At 71.5% G+C, this 13,469-nt stretch carries 13 protein-coding genes; 9 read left to right on the top strand and 4 right to left on the bottom strand.

Annotated features, from left to right (window positions below):
* The first annotated feature begins 77 nt into the window (after positions 1-77).
* Positions 78-1,718, top strand: a complete 1,641-nt coding sequence (locus QMK24_RS06360) for a hypothetical protein (protein WP_283464172.1) — start codon at positions 78-80, stop codon at positions 1,716-1,718.
* A 118-nt stretch (positions 1,719-1,836) separates the two neighbouring features.
* Here QMK24_RS06360 and QMK24_RS06365 read toward each other — a convergent pair whose 3' ends face one another.
* Positions 1,837-2,202 carry a HesB/IscA family protein gene (locus tag QMK24_RS06365; RefSeq protein ID WP_283464173.1) on the bottom strand — a complete coding sequence of 122 codons (366 nt, stop codon included), beginning with the start codon at positions 2,200-2,202 and terminating at the stop codon, positions 1,837-1,839.
* Between the two features lie 233 nt (positions 2,203-2,435).
* Between QMK24_RS06365 and nadA the strand changes: the two genes are divergently transcribed.
* Positions 2,436-3,617 carry a quinolinate synthase NadA gene (gene nadA, locus QMK24_RS06370; protein ID WP_283464174.1) on the top strand — a complete coding sequence of 394 codons (1,182 nt, stop codon included), beginning with the start codon at positions 2,436-2,438 and terminating at the stop codon, positions 3,615-3,617.
* A 112-nt stretch (positions 3,618-3,729) separates the two neighbouring features.
* Here nadA and pspAA read toward each other — a convergent pair whose 3' ends face one another.
* Both pspAA and QMK24_RS06380 read right to left on the bottom strand, forming a co-directional pair.
* Positions 3,730-4,008, bottom strand: coding sequence for a PspA-associated protein PspAA (gene pspAA, locus QMK24_RS06375; RefSeq protein WP_283464175.1), 279 nt, complete (start codon positions 4,006-4,008; stop codon positions 3,730-3,732).
* Positions 4,009-4,048: 40 nt separating this feature from the next.
* Positions 4,049-4,819, bottom strand: a complete 771-nt coding sequence (locus QMK24_RS06380; protein ID WP_138356210.1) for a PspA/IM30 family protein — start codon at positions 4,817-4,819, stop codon at positions 4,049-4,051.
* 194 nt (positions 4,820-5,013) lie between these two features.
* On the opposite strand from QMK24_RS06380, the gene QMK24_RS06385 reads away from it, so the two are divergent.
* From QMK24_RS06385 to QMK24_RS06395, 3 genes are all read left to right on the top strand, one after another.
* Positions 5,014-5,601, top strand: coding sequence for a DUF3043 domain-containing protein (locus QMK24_RS06385; RefSeq protein WP_283464176.1), 588 nt, complete (start codon positions 5,014-5,016; stop codon positions 5,599-5,601).
* A 68-nt stretch (positions 5,602-5,669) separates the two neighbouring features.
* Positions 5,670-6,395, top strand: a complete 726-nt coding sequence (locus QMK24_RS06390) for a class I SAM-dependent methyltransferase (RefSeq protein WP_283464285.1) — start codon at positions 5,670-5,672, stop codon at positions 6,393-6,395.
* A gap of 177 nt (positions 6,396-6,572) precedes the next feature.
* Positions 6,573-7,664: a S1C family serine protease gene (locus QMK24_RS06395; RefSeq protein WP_283464177.1), complete on the top strand. Its 1,092-nt coding sequence runs from the start codon at positions 6,573-6,575 to the stop codon at positions 7,662-7,664.
* Between the two features lie 169 nt (positions 7,665-7,833).
* On the opposite strand, the gene QMK24_RS06400 is transcribed toward QMK24_RS06395, so the two are convergent.
* Complete coding sequence (locus tag QMK24_RS06400) at positions 7,834-8,043, bottom strand: hypothetical protein (protein ID WP_283464178.1); 210 nt, start codon at positions 8,041-8,043, stop codon at positions 7,834-7,836.
* A gap of 145 nt (positions 8,044-8,188) precedes the next feature.
* On the opposite strand from QMK24_RS06400, the gene QMK24_RS06405 reads away from it, so the two are divergent.
* The 4 genes from QMK24_RS06405 (at position 8,189) to QMK24_RS06420 (ending at position 13,383) form a co-directional block, all read left to right on the top strand.
* The gene (locus QMK24_RS06405) at positions 8,189-9,394 is read left to right on the top strand and encodes a bifunctional adenosylcobinamide kinase/adenosylcobinamide-phosphate guanylyltransferase (protein WP_283464180.1); all 1,206 of its coding nucleotides are present in this window, start codon (positions 8,189-8,191) and stop codon (positions 9,392-9,394) included.
* Between the two features lie 278 nt (positions 9,395-9,672).
* A complete protein-coding gene (locus QMK24_RS06410; RefSeq protein ID WP_283464182.1) occupies positions 9,673-11,811 on the top strand; it encodes a phosphatidylglycerol lysyltransferase domain-containing protein in 2,139 nt (712 codons plus the stop codon).
* On the top strand, positions 11,808-12,503 hold the full coding sequence (locus QMK24_RS06415) for a hypothetical protein (RefSeq protein ID WP_283464183.1): 696 nt from the start codon (positions 11,808-11,810) through the stop codon (positions 12,501-12,503). Before QMK24_RS06410 ends, QMK24_RS06415 begins: the two co-directional genes overlap by 4 nt.
* A gap of 37 nt (positions 12,504-12,540) precedes the next feature.
* A complete protein-coding gene (locus QMK24_RS06420) occupies positions 12,541-13,383 on the top strand; it encodes an adenosylcobinamide-GDP ribazoletransferase (RefSeq protein WP_502962471.1) in 843 nt (280 codons plus the stop codon).
* Positions 13,384-13,469: the final 86 nt, after the last annotated feature.

Genomic DNA, 13,469 nt, shown 5'->3' on the forward strand with positions numbered 1-13,469 from the left:
TCCGCGGGACGGGAACCGCGCGGGCTCCGGCTCCGTCACAGGGGCATCTGACGGTACGGAGCCGAGGGAGCAACACGGTGAGCACCGAACGCAACGAGGACACGGTGGAACGTTCCGCCGCCCGCCCCCGCCTCAGGTCCCCACTGGCGGTCGCGGCGATGGCCGCGGCGGTCCTGGTGGCCGGGGGCGGCGGGGCGTACTGGGCGACGGCGAACGCGGGCCATCACACGGCGAACGCCTCTCCCAAGAGCGGCCCGCCCGCGCCACTGGCGCTGGAGGGCGCCAAGAACGGCACGGCAGCGGTCGCCGGCAGCGACGGCGCGGCCCCGGCCGGCGGGCAGTATAGGGCCACGGTGCCGCTGCCCAACGGCCCGAAGTCGGCGCCCGTCTACCGGCCGCAGGGCGAGTTGCCCCGCGAGACCGTCGAGAAACTGGCGAAGGCGCTGGGCGTGCCCGGCCCCGTCAAGCTCGACCACGACTTCTGGCGGGCGGGCGGCGCCCCTGACGGTGGCGGGCCCACGCTGCAGGTCAACCGGGCCGGTGCGGGCAACTGGTCGTACTCCCGGCTGGGCGCGATCACCAAGTGCGCCGTCCCGAGCGGGGGCGTCCCGAGCGGGGGCGTCCCGAGCGGCGCCGTCCCGAACGGCGCCGTCCCGAACGGCGGCGGACCCGACGCGGCGGTCTGCTCCGGCATCCCGACCGGCGCGGCCGACGGAGCCGCCGGATCCTCCACGTCGTCGTCCGGGCCTTCCGGCGCGGGTGGGGGCGCGGTCTCCGAGGACCGGGCGAAGCAGGTAGCCGCCCCGGTGCTGGCCGCCGTCGGGCTGACCGGCGCCAGGACCGACGCGAGCGAGACCACCGGCGCGGTGCGGCTGGTGAACGCCGACCCGGTGGTGGGCGGCCTGCCGACGCACGGCTGGCGGACCACCCTGCAGATCGGCGCGGACGGACAGCTGAGCGGCGGATACGGCCTGCTGGCGGCGCTCGACAAGGGTGACGACTACCCGGTGATCGGTGCGGCGCAGGCGCTGAAGGAGCTGGAGACGGCCGGAAGCGGCGGCTCGGACCACGGCGTCGGCGGCTCGTGCCCGGCCCTCCCGAAGCCCAAGCCGACGGCGCCGAGCGACGACAAGACGCTGCCGCAGACCCTGCCGTGCGTGCCGAGCGCCGAGCAGACGCTGGAAGTGCGCGGGGCCGCCTTCGGGCTGTCGGCGCAGTTCGTGTCGGGCGCCCGGGCGCTGGTGCCGTCCTGGCTGTTCGACGTGGCGCAGGCCGGGGTGCTCAAGCCGCACACGGTGGCGCAGCCGGCCGTGGCGGCGCAGTACATCCAGCAGCCGGGCGCGACGACCGTTCCCGGCGGGACGGGTGGGCCGGGTGGGTCGGGGCCGGGTGCGACGAGCAGGCCGACGGAGCCCGCCGATCCCGGGATGCCGGCCGATCCGAAGGCGCCGCAGAAGCAGAAGGCGGTTTCCTACACCGTTCGGGGCAGCGCCCTGGAGCTGCACTTCTGGGGCGGGGTGTGCTCCACGTACTCGGCCTTCGCCGATGAGTCCGGTTCAGCGGTGACGGTGCGGATCACGGGGACGGCCGATCATCCCGGGCAGCCCTGCATCCTGCTGGCGAAGGACATCACTCAGACCGTGAAGCTGACCCGGCCGCTCGGTGACCGCAAGGTCGTGGATCTGTACGACGGTGCCGTCGTGCCGGCGAAGAAGTAGTCAGCGAAGAACCAGAGCCTGTCCGGCGAAACGGTCGGCGGAACGACGAAGGCGGCGGCACCCGCTCCGGGTGCCGCCGCCTTCGTCGTGCAACGTCCGCCCGGGACGTCGCGTGAAATCAGTGGAACGAGTCGCCGCAGGCGCAGGAGCCGGTGGCGTTCGGGTTGTCGATCGTGAAGCCCTGCTTCTCGATCGTGTCCACGAAGTCGATCGAGGCGCCGCCGAGGTACGGGGCGCTCATGCGGTCGGTGACGACCTTCACACCGCCGAAGTCCTTGATGACATCGCCGTCGAGCGAGCGCTCGTCGAAGAAGAGCTGGTAGCGCAGGCCGGAGCAGCCGCCGGGCTGGACGGCTACGCGCAGCGCCAGATCCTCGCGGCCTTCCTGCTCGAGCAGACCCTTGACCTTGGCCGCAGCGGATTCCGACAGGAGAAGTCCGTCGTTCGCGGTGGTCTCGGCGGTGGTCTCGTCCTGAACCGACATCTGCTTCACTCCCGGGTTGTTCGGATCTGCTGCCATCAACTCGTAACCGGTGGCCCCCCGGATTCATTCCGGGTCCGATACGTCTTATCCCCGTCAATGCTCGCACACACCGGGCCGGGAACGGAATGCGTCACATTGACGCAACCCCCATCGTCAATCTGACACGAACGGGCTATCATAGATAACGTCAGGTAGACGAAAAGGCTGTGCTGCACAGAAAGGGCTCCGGGCCCGTGACCACCACAGAACCGCTGGATGTGCTGGATGTCCAGCCCACGCCGCTCGCCCTGCTGCTGCTCGGGCGGGAGTCCGACCCCCGCAGTGAGCGCGGTGTGGACTGCCCCGGCGACCTGCCGGCCGCTTCCGATCCCGACCTGGTCGAGCGCGCCCGCGCCGCCAAGGCCAAGCTCGGGTCCAGGGTCTTCATCCTGGGGCACCACTACCAGCGCGACGAGGTGATCGAGTTCGCCGATGTGACCGGCGACTCGTTCAAACTCGCACGGGACGCGGCCGACCGCCCGGAGGCCGAGTACATCGTCTTCTGCGGCGTGCACTTCATGGCCGAGTCCGCGGACATCCTCACATCGGCGAAGCAGGCCGTGATCCTCCCGGACCTGGCCGCCGGCTGCTCGATGGCCGACATGGCCACCGCCGAGCAGGTCGCCGAGTGCTGGGACGTGCTGACCGAGGCGGGTGTGGCCGACGCCACCGTGCCCGTCTCCTACATGAACTCGTCCGCCGACATCAAGGCGTTCACCGGCCGGCACGGCGGCACGATCTGCACCTCCTCCAACGCCGAGCGCGCGCTGGAGTGGGCATTCGCCAAGGGCGAGAAGGTGCTCTTCCTTCCCGACCAGCACCTGGGGCGCAACACCGCGGTGCGCGACCTGGGACTGTCGCTCGACGACTGCGTCCTCTACAACCCGCACAAGCCGAACGGCGGCCTGACCACCGAGCAGCTGCGAGACGCCAAGATGATCCTGTGGCGCGGCCACTGTTCCGTGCACGGGCGCTTCTCGGTCGAGTCGGTCGAGGACGTCCGCGCCCGGATACCCGGCGTGAACGTCCTGGTGCACCCCGAGTGCAAGAACGAGGTCGTCTCCGCCGCCGACTACGTCGGTTCGACGGAGTACATCATCAAGGCGCTGGACGCGGCTCCGGCCGGCTCCGCGTGGGCGATCGGCACCGAACTGAACCTGGTCCGGCGGCTCGCCAAGGCCCACCCGGACAAGCAGATCGTCTTCCTCGACAAGACCGTCTGCTTCTGCTCGACGATGAACCGCATCGACCTGCCGCACCTGGTGTGGACGCTGGAGTCGCTGGCGGACGGCAAGGTCGTCAACCGCATCCAGGTCGACGAGGAGACCGAGCGCTTCGCGAAACTGGCCCTGGAGCAGATGCTGGCGCTGCCGTAACGCCTCCGGCGTCGCGGCCGCTCACACGACGGAAGGGCGGGCCGGATTCCTCAGGAATCCGGCCCGCCCTTCCGCGAGCGGTACTACGAGGGTGCGGGATCCGGCGCCGGGGTCAGCCCGGGATGAGTCCGCCGTCGCCGAGCATCGCCTTGACCTCGGCGAGCGAGGCGTCGGGGGCCGGAAGGATCAGTTCCGACGGCTCCAGGGAGGCGTCGGGCAGCGGTTCGCCCAGCTTACGGACTGCCTCGAGCAGGACTCCCAGCGTCTTGCGGAAGCCCTCCTCGTCACCGCTCTCTATCTCGGCGAGCAGCTTGTCGTCCAGCTTGTTGAGACCGGCGAGGTGGATGTCCGCCATCCTCAACTGTCCCTCCCCCATGATCCTTACGATCATGACGGCGCCTCCTTGTCGGCTTGGCGTTGGCCTGTCGGCGTTACTGCTTGTCCATCCGGGGCTTGTCCTCGGGCTGCTTGCCGCCCTCGATGGCCTGCTGCGGGGTGCCGCCGGCCAGTTCGGCCTTCATACGGGCCAGCTCAAGCTCGACATCCGTGCCACCGGACAGCCGGTCCAGCTCGGCCTGGATGTCGTCCTTCTGCAGCCCGCTCTGGTCGTCGAGAGCGCCGGAGGCCATCAGCTCGTCGAGGGCACCGGCCCGCGCGCGCAGCTGCTCGGTCTTGTCCTCGGCGCGCTGGATCGCCATGCCGACGTCGCCCATCTCCTCGGAGATGCCGGAGAACGCCTCGCCGATCTTGGTCTGCGCCTGGGCCGCGGTGTACGTGGCCTTGATGGTCTCCTTCTTGGTGCGGAAGGCATCCACCTTGGCCTGCAGCCGCTGCGACGCGAGGGTGAGCTTCTCCTCCTCGCCCTGCAACGTCTGGTGCTGCGTCTCCAGGTCGGTGACCTGCTGCTGCAGCGCGGCCCGGCGCGACAGCGCCTCGCGGGCCAGGTCCTCACGACCCAGGGCGAGGGCCTTGCGGCCCTGGTCCTCATAGGTCGACGACTTCTTCTGCAGCTCGTTGAGCTGCAGCTCCAGGCGCTTGCGCGAGGTGGCGACATCGGCCACACCCCGGCGTACCTTCTGCAGCAGTTCCAGCTGCTTCTGGTACGAGTAGTCAAGCGTCTCGCGCGGGTCCTCGGCCCTGTCCAGGGCCTTGTTGGCCTTCGCGCGGAAAATCAATCCCATCCGCTTCATGACACCGCTCATGGGCCTCGCGCGCCCCCTTCTCGGACTACAGCTCCAGCACCTCTACAGACCCCACAGTACGGGCCCTGGTTCCATTACCGCACTGTTCGGCGGCGGATGCGCTCCTCCCTAGGGACGATCACGGTTCGGTGACCTAAGGCCCAAGGAGTAGGTGAGGGCTGGGGTAACCGCTCCGGGACACGTAACCTGGAGTCGTGTTCCGACGTCGTTCCCCAGATGAGCAGGCCTCAACCACCACGGTGCTTGAGGACCAGGCCCGCGACCCGCAGGCTCCCAAGGGTCGCCCCACACCCAAGCGCAACGAGGCCCAGGGCCAGCGCCGCACCCGTGCCACGGTGCCGACCGACCGCAAGGCGGCCGGCAAGCAGGCACGCGAAGCGCGCCGCGCCGAGATGGCCAAGCAGCGCGAGGCGCTGGCCGGTGGCGATGAGCGCTACCTGCCGGCGCGAGACAAGGGTCCGGTGCGCAAGTTCGTCCGGGACCATGTCGACTCGCGCTACCGCGTAGCCGAGTTCTTCCTGCCGCTCGCGGTGGTCATCCTCGTGCTGAGCATGATCCAGAACACCCAGCTGCGGAACCTCTCGCTGCTGCTGTGGATGGTGGTGATCGTCCTCATCCTGGTCGACTCCGTCATCACCGTGATCCTGCTCAGGAAGCAGCTGCGCACCCGCTTCCCGGACAAGAACCTGCGCGGCGCGGTGGCCTATGCCCTCATGCGCACGCTGCAGATGCGCCGGCTGCGACTGCCGAAGCCGATGGTCAAGCGCGGCGTGAAGCTCTGAGCACCGGCAGATCCGGGTTCGACGGTGGAGCGGCCGCCTGGCTGAACGGGCTCGGCGGCCTGCGCAACATCGTCCGCCAGGAGCTGGTGTCACGACAGCTCGACGAGCAGATCACGACCCGCTTCCCCGTCGGCCGGCGGCTGCGAGTGCTCGATGTCGGCCCCGGCCAGGGCACCCAGGCACTGCGGCTTGCGCGCGCCGGCCATCAGGTGACCGGGCTGGAGTCCGACCCGGCGATGCTCGACGCGCTGCGCGCCGCGCTGGCCGTCGAGCCGGAGGGCATACGCGAGCGGGTCGCCCTCCAGGAGGGCGACGGCCGCGAGACCGGCCGGCACTTCGGCCCCGGCAGCTTCGACCTCGTGCTCTGCCACGGCGTGCTGATGTACATGACCGAGCCCGATCCCATGCTGGCGGCGCTGGCCCGGGTGCTCGCGCCCGGCGGACTGCTGTCGCTGCTCGTGCGCAACGGTGACGCGCTGGCCATGCGGCCGGGGCTGCTCGGGGACTGGGCCGGGGCGCTGGACGCGTTCGGCAGCGAGCTGTACACCAACCGGATCGGGCTGGAGGTGCGCGCCGACCGGCGGGAGGCCGTCACCGCGACGCTGAGCGGGCTCGGCACGCCGATACACGCCTGGTACGGGGTGCGGGTACTCACCGACGCCGTGCCGGACGACGCTCCGGTGCCGGATCCCTCCGGTCTCGAGCCGCTGCTGGCCGCCGAGGAACTGGCCGGGCGGACGGATCCGTACCGCGCGGTGGCGGCGCTGCTGCATCTGTGCGGGGTGCGCGCGTAGCGCTGCGCCCTGCTGGCGCGCGGTTCTGCCCGGTCGGGGCCGGGCTCTCCGGCGCGGGAGGGTTGTTGCGCCCTCCGCGGCCGCGATCCCGGCCCCTCGCATGAAGACAACCCGATCGGGCGTCGAATCCGGTCGTTCTTCCCTCACTAAAGGGACACTTCGGTCATGAGTGGATCCATGACACGCCCTTCGGCCGCCCGCCGCCGCCTGCTGCGGCCCTGTGCCGCCGCTGTCTGCGCGGCGGCGCTGCTGGCGGCCTGCACTTCCGGTTCCGACAAACCCGCCACCGCCTCCTCCTCGCCGAGCCCGTCCGCCCCGACGTCATCGGCCGCGGCGCCCGCCTCGGGCGATCAGCTGCAGCGCGAGTACCAGAGCGTCGTGAAGAACGTGCTCCCCTCCGTCGTCCAGATCACCACGGACTCGGACCTGGGCTCGGGCATCGTCTACGACAGCCAGGGCAACATCGTCACCAACGCGCATGTCGTGGGCAGCGCTCAGAAATTCTCCGTCACCCTGGTCACCGGCGGGAATCCGCTGGACGCGGTGCTGGTCTCCTCCTACCCGGCGGAGGACCTCGCGGTGATCAAACTCAGCAGTCCTCCGAAGGACCTCAAGCCCGCGAAGTTCGGCGACTCCGCGAAGGTGGAGGTCGGCCAGATCGTGCTGGCCATGGGCAATCCGCTCGGGCTGTCCGGCAGCGTCACCCAGGGCATCGTCTCGGCCGTCGGCAGGACCGTCAGCGAGGGCAGCAGCAACGGCGCGACGGGGGCCACCATCGCGAACATGGTGCAGACCTCGGCCGCGATCAACCCGGGCAACAGCGGCGGCGCCCTGGTCAACCTCGACAACGAGGTCATCGGCATCCCGACGCTGGCCGCGACCGACCCGCAGATGGGCGCGGGCGCGGCACCCGGCATCGGCTTCGCGATCCCGTCCTCGACCGTCAGCAACATCGCGGGCCAGATCATCAAGGACGGCAAGGTGACCAACTCGGGCCGGGCCGCACTGGGGATCACCGCGCGCACCGTCGTCGGCGACAATCTCCAGCCGTCCGGCGTCGCCGTGGTGTCAGTGGTCGACAGCGGGGCCGCCGCCAAGGCCGGACTGGCGGCCGGCGACGTCATCACCGCGCTCGGCGGCACCCCCGTCACCACAATGCAATCCCTGACCGAGGCCCTCGCAACCCACAAACCGGGCGACAAGGTCCAGGTGAGCTTCGAACGCGGCGGCACGCCGAAAACGGCCGAGGCAACCCTCGGCTCGATCTGACCGGCCGCAACTTTCCACACCAGGGGCAGGGATCGCAGGCGTGCGGCGGCGAAGACGGCCGAGGCGAATCCCGCCGCGATCCGCCCGCACCACGTCCGCCAGCGACCCGGAGGCCCCGGCCCGGTACGGGCCGGCCCGGTACGGGCCGCCCCGCCCGGTACGGGCTACGTCACTCCGTCTCGCCGTGCAGGCTCATCGGGCCGTAGATCTTGGTCTCCCCGTCGAAGAGCACGACCTGGTCGGCGCCGCCCTCCATCAGTTCCTTCCACAGCTCGCCGATCCACGACTCGGCGTCACCCTGGGTGGTGAACTCCTCGGGCTGCACCGCGGGCGGAACCTCGGTGCCGTCGGCCTTTTCGAACCGCCACGTCCACGCCATGTGTTTCTCCTCGGTCCTCGGTCCACAGCTGCTGTCCACAGGTGCAGTCCACAGGTGCTGCTGATCCTGCGGGTGCCTGTCCCGCAGACTAACCGCATGGCGGACCTGACGAGCCCGGCCTTCGCGGACGCGAGACCATCGGGGGGTGGAACTGACTCTGCTCGGCACCGGAGGCCCCGAGGGCCTGCCCCTGACCGACTGCCCCTGCGCCGCCTGTGCCGGCGCCATACGTGACCGCGACGAGGCCCGCGCCGCGACCGCCGTCCTCGTGGACGGCGTGCTGCTGCTCGATCTCACCCCCGGTCTGGCCTTCGCGGCCGCCCGCGCCGGGCACTCGCTCAGCGGTGTACGGCAGGCACTGCTGTCGCACCCGCACGACGGGCCCGCGGTGGAGATCCCCGCCGGGCTGCCCGCGCCCGGCCGCGTACCCGACGGGCAGGAGCTGACGTTGCTGACCGGGCACCGGGTGCGGGCGGTGTCCATGGACGCGCCCGGCACCGGCTACGAGGTCGAGGGGCCGGACGGGATGCGGATGCTCTATCTGCCACCGGGCTGCGCCCCCGCCGGGGTCCAGGAGGCTCCCGCGCCGTACGACGTGGTGCTGCTCGACGCGGTCGCCCGGCCCGACGCGCTGGCCAGGCTGCGCGCCGCCGGCGCCGTCGGCGGGACGACGGACGTCGTCGCCGTGCATCTCGACCACAGCGTGCCGCCGGGAGCCGAACTGCGGCGCCGGCTCGCCGCCCTCGGCGCGCGTGCCGTCCCCGACGGGACGACGCTGACGGCCGGCGACTACCACGCGGTGCCGGACGTGCCGCGCCGCACGCTGGTGCTGGGCGGCACCCGCTCCGGCAAGTCCGCCGAGGCCGAGCGGCGGCTCGCCGGCTTCGCCGACGTCCTCTATGTGGCCACCGGAGGCGGCAGGGAAGGCGACCAGGAGTGGGCGCGCCGCGTCGCGCTGCACCGCGAGCGCCGGCCGGGATCATGGGCCAGCACGGAGACCTGCGACCTGGTGCCGCTGCTAGCGGTGGACGGCCCTCCGCTGCTGATCGACTGCCTGGCGCTGTGGCTGACGGCCGCGATGGACGCTGTGGACGCCTGGGACGACGAGAAGTGGGTGTCGGGCGGCGAACGCGAACTGCACGCCCGCACTGGCGAGTTGGCGGCTGCGTGGCGCGCCACCCGGCGCACCGCCGTTGCGGTCAGCAACGAGGTCGGCTCGGGCATCGTCCCGGCGACGGCGTCGGGCCGCCGCTTCCGCGACGAACTGGGACGGCTGAACGCCGCGGTGGCCGCGGAATCCGAACACGTCCTGCTGGTCGTCGCCGGCCAGGCGCTGCCGCTTCGGGGGTGACCCGGGGCCGGGGGTCGGGGCCGGGCTCTCCGGCGTGGGGGTCCGAAATCGCCTCTTTACGTTCCAGGCGGCCCATCAAATAGCCCGGCAGCATTTCGGACCCCCACGCCTACGATCCCGTCCCCTCACGTCGAGTGTTCCTTCGCCCTCCGCGGCTGCGATCCCGTCCCCTCGCGTAGAGGGTTGTCGCGCCCTCCCCCCTGCGAGCCCGCCGCCCGGCGTACCGGTGGCGGGGTCGAGGCAGCCGCGCCGGAGGCGATGCCGGTACTGTGCGGCGAATGAGCGGCCTGAATCTCGATGACTTCGGCTCCCTGGTGGAGCGTCCCGACGCCGGCGTACGCCGTGAGGCGCAAGACCGCTGGCAGCGGCTGGTGAGCCCGGCGGGGGCGCTCGGCAAGCCCGCGGAGCTGGCCGAGTGGCTGTCGGCGGCCCAGGGGCAGGTGCCGGCGCGGCCGATCGCCCGGCCCCGGGTGCTGCTCTTCGCCGGGGACCACGGCGTCGCGGGCCTGCGCGTCTCGGCGCACGAGGCCGGCACCGCGGTCGCGCTGGTGCGGACGGTGCTCGACGGCGGCGCGGCCGTGAACGTGCTGGCCCGTCAGTACGGCGCGCAGGTCCGGGTGATCGACATGGCTCTGGACTGCGACCCGGCCGAGCTTCCCGCCGACGTCACCGCGCAGGACGGGGAGGGCCACCCGCACCTCTGGCGGCAGCGCAGCGCTGCCTACGCCGTCTGGTATCTGCGGGTTGTCGCCTTCCTCAACTTCCTCGGGGCGGTGTGGGTCTCCTTCGGCGCCGACATCCGGCGGCACAACGTCGAGGACTTCTTCACCCCCTATCTGCTCACCTCCGGCTTCACCACCGGGGTGTTCGCCCTCTTCTTCGCCAGCACGATGCGGCGCCGCAAGAGGCCCGCCTGGGTGCTCAATCTCGTACTGAGCGGGCTGTTCCTGCTGGTGCTCGCCCTGTCGATGGCGTTCCCCGAGTACCGGGGCCACGTCCAGAACTGGATCACCCTGGGCCTGACCGGCTCCTTCGTGGCCGCCCTGCTCGTCGGCCGCCGCGAGTTCCGCGCCAAGGGCGACCGCGCCAACCCCCGGCACGCCGTCTTCGTCGCCGTCGGCGGCCTCATCGTGGGCTCCCTGATCAGCGTGCTCCTGGTCACCGCCACCAACACCGAGCGCGGCTCGGCCTTCGGGTCCAGCTTCCGTTACGCGATCATGCGCATGATCGCGCTCGATCCGAATGACGACAATTACGCGAACATCTCAACGCCCGGGTGGGTGGATGTCGTCATCAATGTCATGAGTGCATTGCTGTTCCTGCTCGTGCTGTACGTGGCGTTCCGCTCGCCGCGCGGCCGGGCGCTGCTCGGCCCGCTGGACGAGGGAAAACTGCGCGGCCTCCTGGACCGCTACGGCGACCGGGACTCGCTCGGCTACTTCGCGCTGCGCCGCGACAAGAGCGTCATCTGGTCGCCGAGCGAGAAGTCCGCCATCGCCTACCGCGTCGTCGGCGAGGTGTCGCTGGCCTCCGGCGACCCGATCGGCGACCCCGAGGCCTGGCCCGGCGCCATCGACGCCTGGCTGGCCGAGGCCCGCGCCCACGCCTGGGTGCCCGCGGTGATGGGCGCGAGCGAGGAAGCCGGTGTGATCTACGCCCGGCACGGCCTGGACGCCCTGGAGATCGGCGACGAGGCGATCGTCGAGACCGCCGAGTTCACTCTCGACGGCCGCGCGATGCGCACCGTGCGGCAGGCGTACAACCGCGTCAAACGATCCGGCTACACGGTCCGGATCCGCCGTCACGACGACATCCCCGCAGCGGAGATGGACGAGCTGCTGGAGCGCGCCGACCACTGGCGCGACGGCGAGACCGAACGCGGCTTCTCCATGGCGCTCGGCCGGCTCGGCGACCCCGCCGACGGACGCTGCGTCATGGTCGAGTGCCATGACGGCGAGGGCGTGCCGCGCGCGCTGCTCAACTTCGTCCCCTGGGGTCCCGAGGGGCTGTCGCTGGACCTGATGCGCCGCGACCGTGACTCCGAGAACGGGCTGATCGAATTCATGGTCATCGAGCTGATCCAGCGCGCCGACGAGGTGGGGGTGCGGCAGATCTCGCTGAACTTCGCGATGTTCCGCTCGGTGTTCGAACGCGGCTCGAAGCTCGGCGCCGGGCCGGTGCTGCGGATCTGGCGCTCGCTGCTGACGTTCTTCTCCCGCTGGTGGCAGATCGAGTCGCTCTACCGTGCCAACGCCAAGTACCGGCCCATCTGGGAGCCGCGCTACCTGCTGTTCGGCAAGACCAGCGAGCTGCCGCGGATCGGTATCGCCAGCGCCCGCGCCGAGGGATTCCTCGAGGCGCCCTGGCTGCCGTCCCCGTTGCGCAGACGCGACCGTGACCGGGCCGGCAGCCGGTGAGCCCATTCAGCAAGCGGCTCCGCGACTTCGCACACGTCGAATGGGGGGGAGTCTTCGGGGACATCCAGTTCGAGGTGCGGACGAAGAGACTGCGCGCGATCCCGCTGACCCTCGGCTCGTGCGCGTTCATCCTGGCGCTGCAGGTGATACAGCACTCGGGCGCAGCCGGGCACGACTGGGTCAACCGGGTCGGCGGCGTCTACGCGACGCTCCCGTGGTGGGAGGCGCTGCTTCGCACTCCGCTCTCACTCTTCGTGCCCGACCCTTCCCTGCCCGTGTGGGGGCTGATCGCTCAGGTCGTCATCGTCTTCGGCATCGCCGAGATGACGGTCGGCAGGGTGCACACCCTCGGTATCGGGTTCCTCGCCACGCTCGCCGGCACGTCCTTCGCCCGCTACTCGCTGTCCGTCGGCCCCGACGGCTTCCTGGGGCTCCCGGTCTCCACCCTCGTCGTGCGCGACACCGGCCCCTCGGCGGCGGTCGTGGCCCTCGGGGTCTACGTCGCCTGCCGGTACCGCGCGTGGTGGACGTTGGGCGTGCTGATCCTCGCGATGCTCGCCGAGGTCGTCTTCATCGTGAACCTCGCGGGCTTCGAGCATCTGACGGCGATCGTCGCGACGCTCCTGCTGTGCGGCCTGGAGGGCCGGCTCCGCCGGCGACGGGAGGCGGCGGCCGTTCGGCTCCCGCCGTAGCGGGGTCCGCCCGGGGGCCCCGGGGTAGCCTCACGCGGTGACCGACTCCGACCGCCCCGGCGCCGAGCCCGCGCCCGCCGCCTCCGCCACCTCCGCCGCCTCCGCCGCCTCCGCCACCGACTCAGTGCGCTTCGCCTTCGGCACCCTCACCGTGCTCCCCGTGGCGGTCGGCCGCTGGGACCGGTCGGCCGCGCGCGGCGGGATGCTGTGCGCGCCGCTCGTCGGCGCGGTGGCCGGCCTGAGCGCCGCCGCGGCCGGCGGTCTGCTGCTCCTGCTCGGCGCCTCCCCGCTGCTCGCCGCCGTCGCCACCGCGGCCGTCCCCGCCGCCCTCACCCGCGGTCTGCACCTGGACGGCCTGGCCGACACCGCCGACGGCCTCGGCAGCGGCAAGCCCGCCGAGGACGCCCTGCGGATCATGAAGCAGTCCGACATCGGCCCCTTCGGCGTCCTGACCCTGCTCTTCGTCCTCCTCACCCAAGTCGCGTGCCTCGCCACCCTCTACACCGACAGCTGGTCCCGCGGCGCCGCCGCGGCCGCGGTGTCCGCCGTCGTGGCCCGTACGGCCATGACACTGGCCTGCCGCGACGGCGTCCCCCCGGCCCGCCCCGACGGCCTGGGCGCCGCCGTCGCCGGAGCCGTCCCGCTCCGCACCGCCGGCCTCACCGCCGCCGCCACCGTCGCCGTTTCAGCGGCGGCCGGCCTCCTCTTCGGCCCCTCCTCCGCCCTCCACTTCGGCCTCGCCGCCCTCATCGCCCTCGCCGCGGCCGAACTGCTCCTCCGCCACTGCCGCACCCGCTTCGGCGGCGTCACCGGCGACGTGTTCGGCGCCCTGTGCGAGACGGCGGCCACGGCAGTCCTTGTCGTCCTGTCCCTGGGCTGATCCCGGCATCACGGTGTGCTGTCGCACACGTGTCGTAGAAACGTCTGGGGCGAAAGTGAAAGAATCGCCCAGAAGGTAACGACTCA

Source organism: Streptomyces sp. PH10-H1 (genome assembly GCF_030063355.1).
Lineage (GTDB): Bacteria > Actinomycetota > Actinomycetes > Streptomycetales > Streptomycetaceae > Actinacidiphila.

What these genes read in the sequence shown, in the direction of transcription:
- QMK24_RS06380 (WP_138356210.1), bottom strand. Translation starts at nt 4,819, where the DNA reads ATGAGCGGTGTCATGAAGCGGATGGGATTGATTTTCCGCGCGAAGGCC.
- QMK24_RS06395 (WP_283464177.1), top strand. Translation starts at nt 6,573, where the DNA reads ATGACACGCCCTTCGGCCGCCCGCCGCCGCCTGCTGCGGCCCTGTGCC.
- QMK24_RS06365 (WP_283464173.1), bottom strand. Translation starts at nt 2,202, where the DNA reads ATGTCGGTTCAGGACGAGACCACCGCCGAGACCACCGCGAACGACGGA.
- QMK24_RS06410 (WP_283464182.1), top strand. Translation starts at nt 9,673, where the DNA reads ATGAGCGGCCTGAATCTCGATGACTTCGGCTCCCTGGTGGAGCGTCCC.
- pspAA (WP_283464175.1), bottom strand. Translation starts at nt 4,008, where the DNA reads ATGATCGTAAGGATCATGGGGGAGGGACAGTTGAGGATGGCGGACATC.
- QMK24_RS06400 (WP_283464178.1), bottom strand. Translation starts at nt 8,043, where the DNA reads ATGGCGTGGACGTGGCGGTTCGAAAAGGCCGACGGCACCGAGGTTCCG.